The sequence below is a fragment of the Occallatibacter gabretensis genome (assembly GCF_001449115.1).
GTDB lineage: Bacteria > Acidobacteriota > Terriglobia > Terriglobales > Acidobacteriaceae > Telmatobacter > Telmatobacter gabretensis.
In genome coordinates this window covers 1,246,114-1,262,472 of the sequence record NZ_LAIJ01000009.1, presented here as the reverse complement: position 1 = coordinate 1,262,472, position 16,359 = coordinate 1,246,114, and the positions used below count along the sequence as shown (strand labels likewise).

General features: G+C 56.3%; 7 protein-coding genes and 1 pseudogene. 5 read left to right on the top strand and 3 right to left on the bottom strand.

What is annotated here, in order from left to right; genetic code table 11:
- Nucleotides 1-151: 151 nt before the first annotated feature.
- From VO84_RS11535 to VO84_RS11525, 3 genes are all read left to right on the top strand, one after another.
- Entirely contained in the window at nucleotides 152-2,431 is a 2,280-nt protein-coding gene (locus VO84_RS11535) for a glycoside hydrolase family 3 N-terminal domain-containing protein (RefSeq protein WP_231737890.1), read from the top strand.
- Nucleotides 2,432-2,507: 76 nt separating this feature from the next.
- Nucleotides 2,508-4,787, top strand: a complete 2,280-nt coding sequence (locus VO84_RS11530) for a GH92 family glycosyl hydrolase (protein WP_058187750.1) — start codon at nucleotides 2,508-2,510, stop codon at nucleotides 4,785-4,787.
- A 111-nt stretch (nucleotides 4,788-4,898) separates the two neighbouring features.
- Nucleotides 4,899-6,254: a glycosyl hydrolase family 28-related protein gene (locus tag VO84_RS11525; protein WP_157439842.1), complete on the top strand. Its 1,356-nt coding sequence runs from the start codon at nucleotides 4,899-4,901 to the stop codon at nucleotides 6,252-6,254.
- 364 nt (nucleotides 6,255-6,618) lie between these two features.
- Here VO84_RS11525 and VO84_RS11520 read toward each other — a convergent pair whose 3' ends face one another.
- The 3 genes and pseudogenes from VO84_RS11520 to VO84_RS11515 form a co-directional block, all read right to left on the bottom strand.
- Entirely contained in the window at nucleotides 6,619-7,884 is a 1,266-nt protein-coding gene (locus tag VO84_RS11520) for a hypothetical protein (RefSeq protein WP_231737889.1), read from the bottom strand.
- Between the two features lie 48 nt (nucleotides 7,885-7,932).
- Nucleotides 7,933-8,130 (bottom strand): annotated as a pseudogene (locus VO84_RS23320) (cysteine rich repeat-containing protein); the annotation flags it as partial.
- Nucleotides 8,131-8,207: 77 nt separating this feature from the next.
- The gene (locus VO84_RS11515) at nucleotides 8,208-11,861 is read right to left on the bottom strand and encodes a chitobiase/beta-hexosaminidase C-terminal domain-containing protein (RefSeq protein WP_058187747.1); all 3,654 of its coding nucleotides are present in this window, start codon (nucleotides 11,859-11,861) and stop codon (nucleotides 8,208-8,210) included.
- Nucleotides 11,862-12,344: 483 nt separating this feature from the next.
- Here VO84_RS11515 and VO84_RS11510 point away from each other — a divergent pair, with 483 nt between their 5' ends.
- Together VO84_RS11510 and VO84_RS11505 are read left to right on the top strand one after the other, a co-directional pair.
- Complete coding sequence (locus VO84_RS11510) at nucleotides 12,345-12,935, top strand: ECF-type sigma factor (RefSeq protein ID WP_058187746.1); 591 nt, start codon at nucleotides 12,345-12,347, stop codon at nucleotides 12,933-12,935.
- Between the two features lie 67 nt (nucleotides 12,936-13,002).
- Nucleotides 13,003-15,768 (top strand): serine/threonine-protein kinase, encoded by a 2,766-nt coding sequence (locus VO84_RS11505; RefSeq protein WP_058187745.1) that lies wholly within the window; start codon nucleotides 13,003-13,005, stop codon nucleotides 15,766-15,768.
- Nucleotides 15,769-16,359: the final 591 nt, after the last annotated feature.

The window sequence follows — 16,359 nt, the reverse complement described above, 5'->3', positions numbered from 1 at the left end:
GTATCTACTGTTAGGTCGAACGCATGAATAATAACCTGTTTATTTTCAAATAAATACATCGGAGTCCGGGACCGCGCTAACCTTGTCACTTCCTCCACTGACCGCTTAATGTGAACCCTGCCGGAAGGAACCGCTGGGAATCGGGTGCGAATTGAAGAAACACTACAGGCGAAATGAACATGCCATCTGGGTGCTGTCGATTGCGTGCCTGGCAGCCGTTCACTCCGGGCCAGCCAGGACCCAAAACCCCGTTTTACCGACACCTTCGAATGCCTTGTACAAGCAGCCGGACGCTCCGATTGATCGGCGCGTCGACGATCTTCTCCGTCGTATGACGCTGGATGAGAAGGTGCGGCAGCTCGACCTCTATTCCGGGGCAACTACGTTGGTGGATCAGCACACAGATGAAACGCACGCTACTTCCGAAGCCCATTTCCTTCCTGGCAAAGCACAGGAAATGTGGGGCGATCTCGGTGTAGGCGCCATCCATGACCTGAACCCCACGCCGGAACAGGCAAACACCATTCAGGAATGGGTCCTCGCACACAATCGTCTTGGTATTCCAACGCTTTTTATCGAAGAGGGATTACACGGGTTCGATACAGGAACAGTATTTCCTGCTCCCATCGGCCTTGCCGCAACCTGGAACCCCGGAGTTGTGCAGAAGGTCGGAGCAGCCATCGCCGCTGAGGCGCGCGCGACCGGCGTTGGCATGATCCTTGCTCCAGTCCTGGACCTCGCACGCGAGCCGCGCTGGGGGCGCGTCGAGGAGGATTACGGCGAGGATCCCTACCTGACCGGCCAACTCGGGTTGGCATATGTGTCGGGGGCGCAAGGGCCAAGTTTAAGCAGCGACCACAGCGTAGTAGCCGAGCCTAAGCATTTCGCCGGTCACGGTTCTCCTGAGGGCGGCACAAATACTTCGCCGGTGCATATAGGCGAGCGCGAGTTACGTTCTGTCATGCTCAAGCCGTTCGAGCCGTCGATTCGGGATGGAAAGGCAATGGGGGTGATGGCCGCCTACCACGAAATCGACGGAATCCCGATTACAGCCGATCCATTTCTACTCAAGAAGATCCTGCGTCAGGAGTGGGGATTCCAGGGATTTGTACTCTCCGACCTCGGAGCAATTCAGCGTCTCTACAATGTGCACCACGTTGCCGCTACCCCGAAAGAGGCGGTCTGTCTTGCAATCAAGTCTGGGGTAGACATGCAGTTCTACGATTTCGAGCATGAAGTCTTTCAGAAGGCGCTCATGGACTGCGTTCGCGAGGGTTCGCTTCCTCAATCGGAATTAGACAGGGCTGTCAGATCCGTACTCCGTGTGAAATTTGCGCTGGGCTTGTTCGATCACCCGATGACGAATCCCGGTCTGCGCGCCCAAACCTACCGGTCGCAGGCTCATCTCGATCTCACCCTTGACGCGGCACGCCAGTCGATGACCTTGCTCAAGAACGATGGCCATCTCTTGCCGCTCTCGAAATCGACGAAGAAGATTGCAGTGATCGGTCCGAACGTCGACGTTGCCCGGTACGGTGACTACGAAAAAGAGTCAAACGGCGCGCGCATCAGTATGCTGGCCGGCATTCGCGCACTGGTTCCACAAGCGGCTGTCGAATTCGACGCCGGCAAGGACATTGCAGCAGCTGCAGCCAAGGCCAAAGACGCCGATGTAGTCATTCTAGGTTTAGGGGAATGGCAAGGCATCTCAGGCGAGGGATTCGACCGCACCGACCTTAGTTTGCCCGGCAATCAGGAGCAACTGCTGGAGGCTGTGGTTGCCGCAGGAAAACCAGTCGTCATGGTCCTCGAGAATGGCAGACCGTTGACGATCGGCTGGGCAAAAGAGCACGTCCCGGCCATTCTCGAAGCCTGGTATCCGGGAGAGTTCGGAGGCAGAGCGATTGCCGAAACTCTCTTTGGCGACAACAATCCGGCGGGCCGGCTCACGATCACGTTTCCACGCAGCGTGGGACAATTGCCCGACTTCTATAACTTCGACCCATCGCGGACCCATAAGTATGTCGACGATGACGGCGTTCCGCTGTTTCCCTTCGGATTCGGACTGAGCTATACCTCCTTTCGCTACGACCACCTCGCAGTGCAAACTCCATCGCCCGGAAGCAGCGGAGACATCCTGGTAACAGTAGATGTGACCAACGATGGTGACAGGCAAGGAGAAGAAGTGGCTCAACTGTACGCGCGGCAAGATGTCGGCAGCGTCGAAACCCCTGACCGTTCCTTGAAGGGCTTCTCCCGAATTGCTCTCAATCCCGGGGAAACGAAGCATGTGACCTTCCGTATTCCTCAAGGCCAGCTCGCCGTGTGGGACACGGAAAGCAAATGGACGGTCGAAGAAGGCCAGTACACCCTTTGGGTCGGCGGATCTTCACAAGCTTCATTAACCACCAGGTTTGTCATTCACCGGTAAATGGGAACAGGGCCGTGAGCGAAATGTCATTTCTTCGCTGACAATTCCAAACACTGAGACAAGAAAAGAGAGAGGAATGAAAACGTTCGCAACGACGTTGGTCTTACTGACCCTTCTAACCGATATTACCTCTGCCCAGGTGCACCGGCAGAAGGACCCGGTTGACTACGTATCTCCTAACATTGGCGGCATCGGCCAACTGCTCACGCCGACTATTCCGTATGTTCAACGGCCGCACGGCATGGCGCGGCTCGCGCCAATAACTACTCCCGGAATCACTGACAGGTATCTAGCAGACAAGATATATGGCTTTCCAATAGGCGCGGCCACATTGATGGCCTCGGTCGGCGAAGTGGGGACGCGCCCGGAAAGATACGCATCGGACTTCGACCACGACTTTGAAACTGCGACCCCGTACTACTATGAAGCCGATTTACAAACCTGGGGGATTCAATCGGAATTTACCGCGACCGAACAGGCTGCCTATTACCGGTTTACATTTCCGGCCAGCCAGCATGCCCACCTCATCATCTCTGCCGCAGAAGGCGCCAAGCTCGAAGTGATCGGGGCCGACAGCATACAAGGAAGTCAGAGAATCATAGGGACCGTTGGGAAGACATCGGATACGGATAAAGAAACGCGAGAATATTTTTACGCGAAGTTCTCTCGCCCTCTTCACTCCTATCAGAGCTGGAAAGGGAACGACCTTTCCCATGCCGCAGAGCAGACCGGTGACAACATCGGAATTGTCACGGAGACCGGCACGACGGCAGGAGAGCAGATTGAAGTTCGAGTTGGCATCTCCTACATCAGCACCGAACAAGCTCGCAAAAATCTGGATAGCCAGATCCCCAGAGGGACATTTGAGCAGGTAAAGTCCCAGACTCGTGAGATATGGAACAAAGCGCTGACAGGTATAGACGTAACAGGAGGAACAGAACGCCAACGCACCATCTTTTACACGGCGCTCTACCGGTCTCTCGGCCGCATGACCGACATTACCGAGGACGGGAAGTACTTCAGCGGTTACGATCACTCGGTGCACGATGCAGACGGACACGACTTCTATATCGACGACGGACTTTGGGATACCTACCGTTCGCTTCACCCATTGCAGCTTCTGTTGAATTCACGCCAACAGGAGGATATGGTCCGCTCCTACCTCCGCATGTATGAGCAAAGCGGCTGGCTCCCATCGTTTCCATCCGTGGCCGGCGAACAGGCGGTAATGATCGGCCATCACGCGGCAGAATTCATCGTAGACGTTTATGCCAAGGGCTACCGCGACTTCGATGTTGAGGAAGCATATACGGCCATTCGAAAAAATGCCACAGAATCAACGTTACTTCCGTGGAGCCGCGGACCGCTCACAAGTCTGGATCGTGTGTACTTCGAAAAGGGCTTTTTTCCTGCGCTGGATTGGGGGCAGAGCGAAACGGTTCCGCAGGTAACTCCGGAGCGCAGACAGGCGGTCTCCGTAACCATCGAAAGCAGCTATGACGATTGGTGTGCGGAACAGCTTGCCAAAGCTCTCGGAAAGCAACAGGATGCCGCTTACTTCGGCAAATTGGCACTTAACTACCGCAACCTTTTTAACGCTGACATAGGTTTCATGGCCCCGAAGGACGCCGATGGGAAGTGGGTAGAGCACTTCGATCCAAAGTTAGGTGGCGGGCAGGGAGGAAGAGAATATTTTACTGAAGTCAATTCCTGGCTATACACCTTCGGTGTTCAACATGACGTCCCTGGACTCATTCGCCTCATCGGCGGCCGGGATGCCTTCAATGCGAAACTGGACCAACTGTTTGTAGAGCAATATGGGACCTCCAAGTATAGTTTTCTCGGCCAGTTTCCAGATGCCACCGGGTTAGTCGGATTATATGCACAGGGCAATGAACCAAGCTTTCACATCCCCTACCTCTACGACTTTTCAGGCCAACCCTGGAAAACGCAGCGGCGTGTGCGGCAACTGATGGATGTCTGGTATGGGGACGGCCCGCTGGGTATTCCTGGAGACGACGATGGGGGTGAAACTTCGTCCTGGTACGTTCTCAGTGCTATTGGCTTTTATCCGGTATGCCCCGGCATGCCCACTTATGAAATTGGCAGTCCGATCTTTGCAAAGACTGCTGTTCGCCTGGGGAATGGAAAGCTGTTCACAATCGTTGCGAATCATGTCTCAGACCGGAACAAATATATTCAGTCGGCTCAATTGAATGGCAAGCCGCTCAATAGACCGTGGTTTCCACACTCGGCTATCGCAAATGGCGGGTCACTGATTCTGGAAATGGGCGACAAACCGAATCCGAAGTGGGGCAGCAGGCAGGAGGACGCTCCGCAGTCGACGATCGACTAACGCTCCGGTTTGCCTGCGGCGGAATAGCTGAAGTTGCCGGAATATCTGCAGCCGGATTTCTCCAATCAACGCAAGTCACAAATCAGCAAATTGCAAATCAGAGGAGCAGGAATGACACTTCGCGATCGAGGAACTTCTTCGCGGCGGGATCTTCTTTCCCTGGGTGCCGCCGGTGCGATGGGATTCTTGGGAAGGCCAGGAGTTGCATTTGGAGCCGAGCGCGACCCCGAGCGTGATCCCGAGCGCAACCATGGAGCCATTCCTGATTCTTTGAACGTCAAGACATTCGGCTCCAAGGGCGACGCAACAAGCGATGATACTGCCGCATTCCAACGCGCGCTCGATGCCGCGTACAAGGCAGGTGGCGGAGCAGTCTATGTGCCGCCTGGACGCTATCTCTTTAAAGGGACGCTCACTATTCCCGACGGAGTAGGCCTTCGAGGTTCCTTTGGCTGCGTATCGTCGCATAGCGGCATTCGAGACCATGGGCAACCGAAACCGGGAGACGACGGCAGTGCCTTATTTGTCACCGCCGGCCGCGGGAACGAAGAGGGGAAGCCGTTTCTCACGTTGAATACAAACAGCTCTGTAAGCGGACTTACCGTCTATTATCCTGAGCAGGTTGTGGACGAAAATCCCGTTCCCTACCCGTGGACCATCGCCATGCGCGGTAAGAATCCAGCAGCATTCGATCTGGAACTGCTCAATCCTTACCAGGGTATCGATGCAAGTCAAAACGAACGCCATAACATTCGCAACATTACCGGCCAGCCGTTGCGTCGCGGAATCTGGGTCGATGCCATCTACGATATCGGCCGTATCGAGAACGTTCATTTCAACCCATGGTGGAATTCGCACAGTAAGGTCTATCGGTGGCAAACCACGAATGGTGAGGCGTTCATCTTTGGCCGCGCAGATTGGGAGTACGTGCTCAACACCTTCTGCTTTGGTTATCGCGTCGGATACAAATTCGTAGAGACTGCGACCGGTGCGTGCAATGGAAATTTTCTGGGAATCGGCGCGGACGATTGCAACCGCGCCATGCAGGTGGAGCAATCTGCTCCCTACGGCATTCTTATCGCGAACGGAGAGTTCACCTCATTTCATGGCGACGATCCCACAATGTTGGAAGTTAGCAATACCAATACCGGAGTTGTTCGCATCAGCAACAGCGCGTTTTGGGGCCCATGCAATCAAATCGCCAAGGTCTCCGGACAAGGCACAGTGGGCTTTAGTGATTGCACGTTCGTCCAATGGAGCAATACAGGAGATCGCGCCGCGATCCAGGCGTACTCTGGAAGTCTGCTTATCCGGGGATGTGAATTCCGTCAGAGAAAGCGACACATCTCCCTTGGACAATCCGTCGAACGCGCAGTGATCACAGGCAATCTATTCGAGGGCCCAGCGCTGATAGAGAATACTTCAACGATGGACATCCAAATTGGATTGAATGCTGCGTCGCGTTAAGTTGCATTAAGCCCAACAAAGTCCTCTTTATTTGCCGGTATATGAAGTCGAAAGCAGGCGAGACTGAGCGTTCTTGCCTCCACACTAAATAGCTTTCCGCTTGCCACGCCGGCATTTGGGTTGCCTCGTCTTGAAGCGGAGAATGCATTGATGATTTCTTTAATCCAACCAGATGTGGACACCAAACAGCTCCACATGCTTCCAACAGTTCGTGCATCTTCTCGCCCCGAAGGCAGTCGAAGCTGTGCGCCGAGAAGGCATCCGCTGTTTGAGGTCTGCCTCAAGAACTGCCTCGCATGGAAAGCAAACACTGGCGCCGTTTCCTCAAAATACGTTTTGCGCGGCCAAGCTCAGTCAGAGTCGCTTAAGGTTGAGGTCGCACCACCTCCAACTGATTCCAGTTGCCGTTGAGATTGCCGTTCGGATTGAAGTTCGGGTTGTCGCTCATGACATACTCATTGGCGCCATTGAGCCACGCGCGGTCGTACTGGTTGCTGAGTTCGTACGTTCTGCCGGTCGCCGAATCGCGGAAAGTCTGCACGCCGCGGACGAGCTGGTCCTGGCCAAAGCTGGCCTGGTTGGCGCCCTTGATCTGATTTGCAGTGATTCCGTTGATGACGTCGGCGGCATGTTGCCGGAACTGGGAGATGGCCTGCTGCTGGATGGCAACCTGCTTTGCCTTCATCTGGTAAAGGGAGGCAATTGTGCCATTGCTCATTTTCTGCCACTCCAATTCGGGATGAATGGTGCTGACGATCAGCTTGAAGAGTTTTTCATTGGCGTCGAGCTGGCCTTTGGGAGTGCCGAAGGTCATGACATCGACGGCGTGCCAATCATAAGCCGCGCCGCGTCCGCGGCCGGGCATGACGTGCACAACGATGGCTGCTGTGACCCATGCCTCGGAGGATTGCCCTTGAGCGTTGTTGAAAGCGATGCGCATGCGGGCGGCGTCAACGCGGGTGTTGCCGGTGTTGGCTCCGGCAGCCGCAGGGGGCAGCCCGAGCTGGTGGCGGACCATCTCCGCAAGTTCCGGAAAGGGCTCGACGGAGATGACGGTGCAACCCGTACATTTCTTCGCCATGTCCTGACGAAGAAAATCCTGTGCACGGACCGACGCGCGGACCGGACAGGCCTTCATGCCGTACCTCATGTCGCTTTGGTTTTGCGCCTGCATCTGCTGCTGGCCGCCCGGGTCGTCGGTGTACTGCCAGGTGGACGGGGGAAGAATCTGCAGAGCCATGGAGTTGTCCACGTTGTTGGCGGTGGCAACAACGGAGAACCAGTCTCCAAAGCATCCGCTTTCGGCCGCGCCGACATTCACCGCGCCCTTGAATTGCCAGTCTTTCGGGATCATGAGGTCATAGGCGGGCATTCCCTTGCCCAGGCCCTGGTCGATGATCTGGACCTTCTTCATTACGAAGTAATGTTCTCCGGGGTTGGCTGAAGGAGTTGAAGAAGAGCCGCTGCTCTGTTTACTTGGCAAATCAGATTTGCCTTGCGAACCGGATGGGGCGGTTGGCGCAGAACCGGTGTTGTCGCCATACCCAGCCGGAGACGCAAGCGGAGCAGGGCTGGCCGCTGCGGGAGCGGGATTTGCGGTGGAGCTCGCACTGTCGCCGGACTTCCCCATGGCACTAAGAATGGCCTGTTTACAGCCGTTCGAAACTTGATCTTTGTGCTGTTTAAGGCAAGCAAGGATTCGCCCACCGCCTGGAGACACGCCGGCACAAAGCTTCTGTATGTCGGCGGCACACGCGGTGCGGGCGTCCGAGACTTGAGGCGAGGCAGTCTGCGCGGTCGAAGTTTGCGGCAGAATTAGACACTCGGCGAAAACAGCAATTACGCACAGAATGATAGACGTTCTAGACCTCGACATCAGGGCCTCCTGTCACATGGAACTGGTTGTCGATACAAATCAACCGAGACTTTCTTCTCGATCTACGAGAACAACAGTCACCTGCCGACCCCTACCGCACCACCGTGCGAACGGGTTCCGGCAGGCGGTGTGAAGGTAGGCGTCGCGGTGGCCAGGTCCAGGGTGTACTTGGCCGAGGCTACGGCGCTGTTGGTGTAACCTGCCGCGACCGCTATGGCCTCGATGGTCTCTGTGGCGGCGACGCTGATGGCTCCGGTGTACTTGGTGGAAGCTGTTGTTGGCGCAGTACCGTTAGTGGTGTAGTAGATGGTTGCGCCTGAAGTGGCATCCGTGATGGTGACCGATTGCTTGGCGGCGTAGGTTCCTGCCGCTATGGAGAAGATGGGCGTCGCGGCAGGGGTTTCGATGGTGTACTTGGCTGAAGCCACGGCACTGTTGGTGTAGCCGGTAGCAACGGCGATGGCTTCCAGAGTCTCCGTTGCAGCAACGCTGATAACGCCGGTGTACTTGGTTGAGGCTGTGGTTGGGGTGGTCCCGTTGGTGGTGTAGTAGATGGTTGCGCCTGAGGTGGCATCCGTGATGGTGACCGATTGCTTGGTGGCGTAGGTTCCTGCAGCTACAGAGAAGACGGGCGTTGCAGCAGGGGTTTCGATGGTGTACTTGGCTGAAGCTACGGCACTGTTGGTGTATCCAGTGGCAACAGCGATGGCTTCCAGAGTCTCGGTTGCAGAGACGGAGATGGCTCCGGTGTATTTGGTCGAGGCTGTTGTTGGCGCAGTACCGTTAGTGGTGTAGTAGATGGTTGCGCCTGAGGTGGTATCCGTGATGGTGACCGATTGCTTGGCAGCGTAAGTTCCTGCCGCTACGGAGAAGACGGGCGTTGCGGCAGGGGTTTCGATGGTGTACTTGGCGGAAGCGACCGCACTGTTGGTGTATCCGGTGGCAACAGCGATGGCTTCCAGAGTTTCGGTTGCAGAGACGGAGATAGCGCCGGTGTATTTGGTGGATGCTGTGGTTGGCGCAGTACCGTTAGTGGTGTAGTAGATGGTTGCGTCGGTTGTGGCGTCGGCGATGGTCACCGATTGCTTGGCCGTGTATGTTCCTGCAGCCGGAGTGAAGGTAGGCGTCGCTGTGGATCCTTCCGTTACCGTTATTGTCAAAACGCTCGATGTTGAAGATGGATATTGCGGGCTTGCCGCGAACGTTGCCGTGATTGAATTCGCACCGGAAACAAGTGACGTCCCATCGACTACAAGCGTGCAGCTTCCTCCGCTCAGCGTGCAGCTGCCCAGAGCCTTTGTGCCCGCTTTGAAGCCCACCGTTCCGGTTGCCACAGGAGAACTATCGACATAGCCGGTCCCACCCGCACCGGTCACCGTTGCCTTCAAAGTTGTGTTCTCACTCGAAGTGATATCACTCGAAGATGCCGTCAAAGTTGTTGCACTTTTAAACGCCGTATCCCAATTGGTAATCAGGTTCGTGACATTCAAACTGCCAATGCCCGTCGCCTGGTCGTATCCAGGCGCGGACGCATACGCATTCGGAATTACTGGTGCTGTATCGTCCACAGATAAGAGCCCGTAAGGCTCGCCGGTAGCGAATAACACGCAGCCCGTTGAGCCTGCTGAGCAGGGCACATCGTTGCCGCCCGTGGTTACATCATTAAAGATGCAGCTTGCGGCCGGCAGACCTGCGGTTTGTTCATCGTTCTCTGCCTGACCGTTCGCATAGCACGACGTGGGAGAACTGGTGTACTGAGCCTTGGCCAAAGCGTAAAGAGTCGGATTCAGTAGCCCCTGGCGGGACCCGCTGTGGGTAACCAGAAGCCCGGCAACGCCAGCCAAATAGGGGGCTACCCAATTGGTACCGCCGCCGGCGCCGAAAGTCGAGGTGCTGGTACATACGGCGGTTGCAATAGCTGAGTCGCAGACCAGCAGTTCACGGTTGTAGATCCGACCGTCGGAGCCGAAGCTTGAAATATCCGGCGAGGAGCGGAAGTCGCTCGAGTAGCCGGAGATCCCCGCTTGCCAGGCCGGCACGGCGTAGTGGGTACTGATTCCACCCCCGCCGCCAAGCACCGTCCCGTTGTCTCCAGTTCCATGAAGTGCGCACCATCGGGTGGGCGCGTAAAGCTTGCCTTCCGACTCATAAGGTTCGTATAGCGCGTTCAGGCTGCTGGCGCAGCTATCGTTCCACGCAGACTCCGGAACGTAGCTGAGGGCATCCGTATAGTACTCGGTGTTTGTCGTGGACCAGTAGTTCGACAGGGTGTGAGTGCCGCCAAAAACCTCATCATCGAAGAAGTCCTGAAAGTCGGTAGCGCCCACAACTGTCACCAGCGGACTGGAATAGGCGCTGACATTGATTCCGCTGGTCGCCACTGTTGTGGTGCCTGAGTCCTTCTCGTCCGAACCCCCGTTGCCCGCTGCAACCAAAATCGACTGGCCCTGGGCTGCCGCTTGTGCCTCCACCGTGTCCAGAAAGACGTAGACCGACGATGTTGCGCTAAGCTCACTGATGTTGTAACTCAAGCTCACTACATCGGCAAGGTTGTTGTCGACGACGGCTAACAAGGAACTCAGGGCTCCTACATCGGTACTGTCGTCGCACGACATGAAGACCAGGTTTGCCGAAGGCGCGGTTGCGTTTGCCCACTCGGCGTCAATCGTAGCTTGAGCTTCGTCACTCGTAGTGACTCCAGGATCGGTGCAGGTCGTCTTGCCATATCCGTGATAGACGTGCATGTTCAGCGTACCTGGCACGCCGAACAACTTACGAAATGTGACAACGTCGCCGCCAGTGGCAGCGTGCGTCGTGCTGTTCACCGTGCCGTACGCCATGTCGCTCTGTTCTGCCACCGCAACAGTCGCAGTCTGCCCCAGGTCGCCCTCGGTGAAAACCGGGTTGATGTCGTAGATCGTGTACAGGTCATGCGGAGACACCGGCCGACCGGTGCTGCCGGGTCCCGGATCCCAATCCGCTTTGACTTTATCGGGCTTGGCCTGGCCTGTCGTGGCCGGATTCACACGATGCCAGCTGCGCGTATTATTGTCGTAGGTCGTCTGGGCAATCGGCGTGTGGTTCATTGGCGCCGGGATCTTCACCATCCCGTGGATACCCGCTACCACCGGCGCCAGGGCAGCAGGAATCTGCGGGTCCGCTACATTAGCCGCATACTTGCCCCCGGCAATATTGAAGTAGTGTATCTCCGTGTGGAACGCTTCCCGGATCTGGCCCGCGGTCGCCGCAAAGTCGATGATGCTGGCGTTGTTCAACACATTGCGGACCTCCAGCCCATGCGATCGCAGCCAGTTTGACAGCGTTGCAATATCGTCCAGATGCACCCCAAACCGCGCCCCAAATTGCTCCGACGTCAGCCACCTGTGGTACTCAGGCGCAGTCCGCTCCTGCTGTCGGGCAATCAGGTAGTCCAAATCTGCCTGCTGCTCTGGTGTGCGCTGCAGCACCATGTAGAGATGCAGCTGCATTGAGTCTTCCACCGGCCCCAGATCGCGATCAGGGGTCAGGCCCCGGCGCACGTGGTCTTCCAGCGGTACCAGGTCAAACTCGTCAATAGGGTGAATCAGGCGCACCGGAGCCACGCTCCGCACTTCAGATTTTTGCGCGCGCACCAACGGCCCGGCACCCGCCAGCAGTCCGACTAGAACAACAAGGGGTACCGCAATATGCGGGGCAAAAGAAACACGCAGTTTGATCAGATCAGGTAGCATTCTCAAAACCTCATTTGGAATTACGCGGTTGGAATTTCAAGCCAAAGGGCAGCATCTGTAGGGGGCCATGCCAACTGCTCGAAATCAGATCTTTCATGCTTAGGGCGAGCCAGAACTGAATCACCGGCACAAAGTATGCGTGGAAATCGCGCAGAATGCCTCACATCATCCGGGATCGAGGGAATCTCGGCCGCCAAATCGCCGAACAGCACGCTTTCTTGTGCGGTAGCCGAACGTGCGCCAATCCCGACAGGGGTGAATGCAATGATCGTCGGTACTCTTCCAGGGTGTTTCATTTCAGTGACGCTCCTCGGGGGAAGATCTCTGTGTGGTCGGGTTCACTAAGACAGCGAGAATTGGACAAAAAGTGCCTCAACAATTTTCGAAGTGAGCGCTTCAAGGCGAAAGCAAGCAAATCTGCCGTGCGAACACTGTGAAGGGTGATAGACTGCGCTTCAGGTTCCCCCAAGGACGGAGATAGTCATGGTCCCATCCACTGGAGAGATCACTTTGCTTCTGGCAAAGTGGAAAGAGGGGGATCTCCTCGCCTTCGAGCAGCTGATGCCGTTGGTCTACCCTCACCTGCGTGAGGTAGCCGCAGCCTACATTCGCAGAGAACGAAATCCCGACGTTCTCCAGGCCACGGCTTTAGTCCACGAACTTTACCTGCGTCTGCTGCAACAGAAAAAGGCGGTCGGCGAAGATCGCTGCCACTTCTACACCTTTGCGGCTAAAGTGATGCGCAGGATGTTGATCGATCACGCGCGCGAGAGCCAGACACAGATACGGGGCGGCGGCCAGGAACGTGTACCACTTAGCGACGATCTTTCGTGGGTCAACATCGATAGTCCGGAATTACTGGACCTGAATCGCGCGTTGGACGAGCTGTGCGCGCTCGATCCCGGCAAGGTTCAACTCGTCGAATTGCGCTACTTTCTCGGTTGCACAGCTGAGGAGACCGCATCCCTGATGAAGATATCCAAGGCCACCGTCGATCGCGAACTGAAATTCATCAAATCCTGGCTGTATCGGCGTATCCGTCCTTGCGTCATCGAGAAAGCAGTAGGACAGTGATTCAGTTTTGCTTCGTTTCTCGCATACTGAGGTAAGTGATAAACACCACAGACGGAGTAGTCGTTAGATGGAACCTACGACGGAAAACTTGCTGCTCACGGAGGCGATCTTCCATGAAGCTCGCGCGGTGCCGGATGAGGCGCGGAATGAATTGATCAAGACCCGATGCAAAGGGAACCGGTCTCTCGCAGCCGAAGTCCATTCGCTGCTCGAAGCCTGCAAAGCAGAAGAAAACGAAGCGGCATCGTGTCGGTTGGAGTCGGAAGCCGGTCGGAAGTTTGCACCCGAATCGAAGCGAGCCGGTCCCTACCTGCTGGATCGTCTATTGGGGCGCGGCGGCATGGGTGCGGTGTACCTGGCGCATCGCGCCGACGGGCATTTCGAGCTAAAAGTCGCTATTAAACTAATTGATCTGCCGCTTGCGAGCGAAGTTTTCCGGGATAGATTTCGCCAGGAACGCCAGATTCTGGCCGGCTTGCAGCATCCATATATCGCCCGCTTGGTGGATGGTGGAGTAACCCAGGACGGGGAATTGTATTTAGCCATGGAGTATGTGGATGGAGTTCCCATCCATCGCTTCTGTGAAGAGCAGCACCTTTCCGCGCGGCAACAGCTCGAATTGTTCTTGCGGGTTTGCGAGGCCGTCCAGTTTGCCCACCAAAACCTCGTGGTCCACCGCGACTTGAAGCCGGACAATATTTTCATCGTTGAAGATGGCACTCCTCGTCTGCTGGATTTTGGGACGGCCAAGCTGCTCTCTCCATCTCTGGTGGGGCAGGGAAACGAGTTCACCCGTCTGGGATTAATGTCCTTTACTCCGCAGTACGCCAGCCCGGAGCAGGTTCTTGGCAACCCCATCACCACTGCCTCTGATACGTACTCGCTCGGCGTGTTGCTCTACCTTCTGCTCGCCGGTGCACTACCGTACGAATTGAAAGAGTTCACCACGGAAGAAATGGTACGAGTAATCTGCAACGAGCCGCCTCGCAAGGTTCAGGCGCTGGACTCGGGCAAGCGGCTCGACTCCGATCTTGAAGCAATTCTGCAGAAAGCTCTGCGAAAGGAACCGCAGCAGCGTTATCTCACCGCCGAGCGACTGGCCTCCGATTTGCACGCTTATCTTGAGGGGAAGCCCGTTGCTGCGCGTCAGGGAACCATTCGCTACCGAGCAGCCAAGTTCATCCGCCGGCACACGCTGGGTCTTGCAAGCGCCATATTGTTGGCTACAACCCTCGCAGCCGGCATTGCCGGGGTCTTGTGGCAGGCAAAGGTCGCCAATGAGGAGCGGCGAAAATCCGACGCGCGCTCCGCGGACCTGCGCCAATTGAGTGACAGTTTGTTGTCGGAGCTGGATGAGGCAATCAAGCAGCTTCCCGGTTCGACCGGCGCGCAGAAACTGCTGATTACCCGCGTACTGGAGCACCTCGACCGCATGGCCAAGGACGCACGTGGCGACCGACTTACAGAACTCGATCTGGTGAATGCGTATACTCAGCTGGGAAATATCCAGGGCAACACCTACGATCAGAACCTGGGCGATAGCGCGGGAGCGATGACCAGTCTGGATAAAGCTATTGCAATTGCTCAGCCATTGGTAGCTTCCAACCCCGACGATCGAGATGTTCTTGAAGCACTGGCCAACGCGCAGGAGTCGCGCAGTGAGGTGGAGTATTGGAACGTAACAGAGAAGCCGCAGGAAGCCATCGCCTATATGAAGGCGTCCGCTGCAACGTATGACCGGCTGGCAGCTTTGCCCAATGTCACTCCCGCCCAGCTCCTCGCGGTATCACGGGCCTACAACACGCTGGGCGACCAACTGTGGGCGCGCGGGTCGGCTGGCCTGGTGGACTTGCCCGCTGCGATTGCCGCGTACCGGAAGGGCATCGACTTCGAGAATCGTGTGCTACGTCTGGAACCGGGCAATGTGAGGGCGCGGCGGGGCATCGGGACACTTCAAATGAAAATCGGAAGTGTGGAGCTCGATACGGATCCTGCCCAGGCCCTCAAAGATATCGAGATTGCATTGCAATACTTCGACAGTGTTCCCGAAGCCGATCGGAAGAGTCTCATCACAGTGCGGAATCGCGCTATAACCGAGCGCAAAAAAGCCATGGCCCTGGAAGAATTGGGAGAGCATGCGCGGGCTATTCGCCTCTTCGAGGAAGTTCTTCAGATTGATCGTCAGATCGCAGCTGCGGATCCGAATGATCAACGCGCCATCTACGATATCGGCGTAACACTGCAAGATACTGCGCGCAGTTACGAGGATGCTGCGAATCCCTTATTGAACTCCTCCCTGGAGGACCGGCGCCGCAACCTGCTCTCCGCAGAGCGATCCCTTGAAGAATTCGCGGCAGTCTCGGAGCAAATGCTGAGACAAAACTCTGCCAACGAAGATTGGAAGGTGGGCCTGGCCCAAGCGCAGGTGCGCATCGGATCACTTCGGCAGGTCTTGCATTTGCCGGGTGAATCGGAGGCTCTGTCCAGGAAAGGTCTCGCTGTCCTGAAGGATTTGGTAGAGAAAGATCCGGGTTCTGAGGCGGTTCTCGATTCCGCACTCCAAGCGATCCTCAAGATCGAGCCTGCTTCGCTTCGGGATCCACGCCTGGCCGTCGAATGGGCAGAGCGTGGAGTTGCCTTGAGCCACCGCAAGACACCGAAGTGGCTGCTTTCGCTGGCCCAGGCATATCATGCTGCAGGGCAGATAGAGAAAGCCCGCGCCGCGGCCAAGGAAGGTTTAGCTCTATTGCCAGTTCTACCGCCGGGAGCAACGAAACCTCGTATACGCAGGCTACTCGAGATCGAATCACGAACTGAGCTCTTGAGCAGTTGAACAGGCTCTTGTAGCAAATGCTCACCGCGCCAGCCTCGGATACGCTATGAGCAGTTGACGACCAGGCCACGTCGGAATGGATACGCCAGTTTTACCAGGCTCTCTATAGACGCACTCCCCGGAACTGGCACTGTTAGCGGCGCAGCGGCATTTGGCTTCGAGCACAGAATTGCATTCCGCTTACTACTGGGCCGCATTCGCGCTCGCTGATGATTGGTGTCCGTTGCCCATAAAGGATCAGCAATGAACGACACCCATTCGAGCCTTGAGCTCTCGAAGTTTAGAATCGAGACCTAGTTCTGGCTGCCTGCTCCGCGGCGTTGTTAATCGCACTGAGGTCTCCTGCCATTGACGAAACGTTGCTTCATGCGCTGGGATGCCGCAAGGGTATTCGCAGGTTCTCTAGAATACATACTCGTAATGAGTTCGCTGTAGTAGGCCATGTCAGTAGGAGAAGGGATTCTGAACAAGGTTGTTCGATGTGGTGGACTGTATGGACATTGGGGTTTGCGAGGGATGAAAGAGCGCGCGGATTAAATTGGTGCCAGACTAAGCATTTGGCAGTGGAACGGAAATTACACGCCCGATCAA

Bases quoted from the DNA above. Each gene is read 5' to 3' on its own strand.
- VO84_RS11505 (WP_058187745.1), top strand. From the start codon at position 13,003: ATGGAACCTACGACGGAAAACTTGCTGCTCACGGAGGCGATCTTCCAT.
- VO84_RS11510 (WP_058187746.1), top strand. From the start codon at position 12,345: ATGGTCCCATCCACTGGAGAGATCACTTTGCTTCTGGCAAAGTGGAAA.
- VO84_RS11530 (WP_058187750.1), top strand. From the start codon at position 2,508: ATGAAAACGTTCGCAACGACGTTGGTCTTACTGACCCTTCTAACCGAT.
- VO84_RS11520 (WP_231737889.1), bottom strand. From the start codon at position 7,884: ATGGGGAAGTCCGGCGACAGTGCGAGCTCCACCGCAAATCCCGCTCCC.
- VO84_RS11515 (WP_058187747.1), bottom strand. From the start codon at position 11,861: ATGCTACCTGATCTGATCAAACTGCGTGTTTCTTTTGCCCCGCATATT.
- VO84_RS11525 (WP_157439842.1), top strand. From the start codon at position 4,899: ATGACACTTCGCGATCGAGGAACTTCTTCGCGGCGGGATCTTCTTTCC.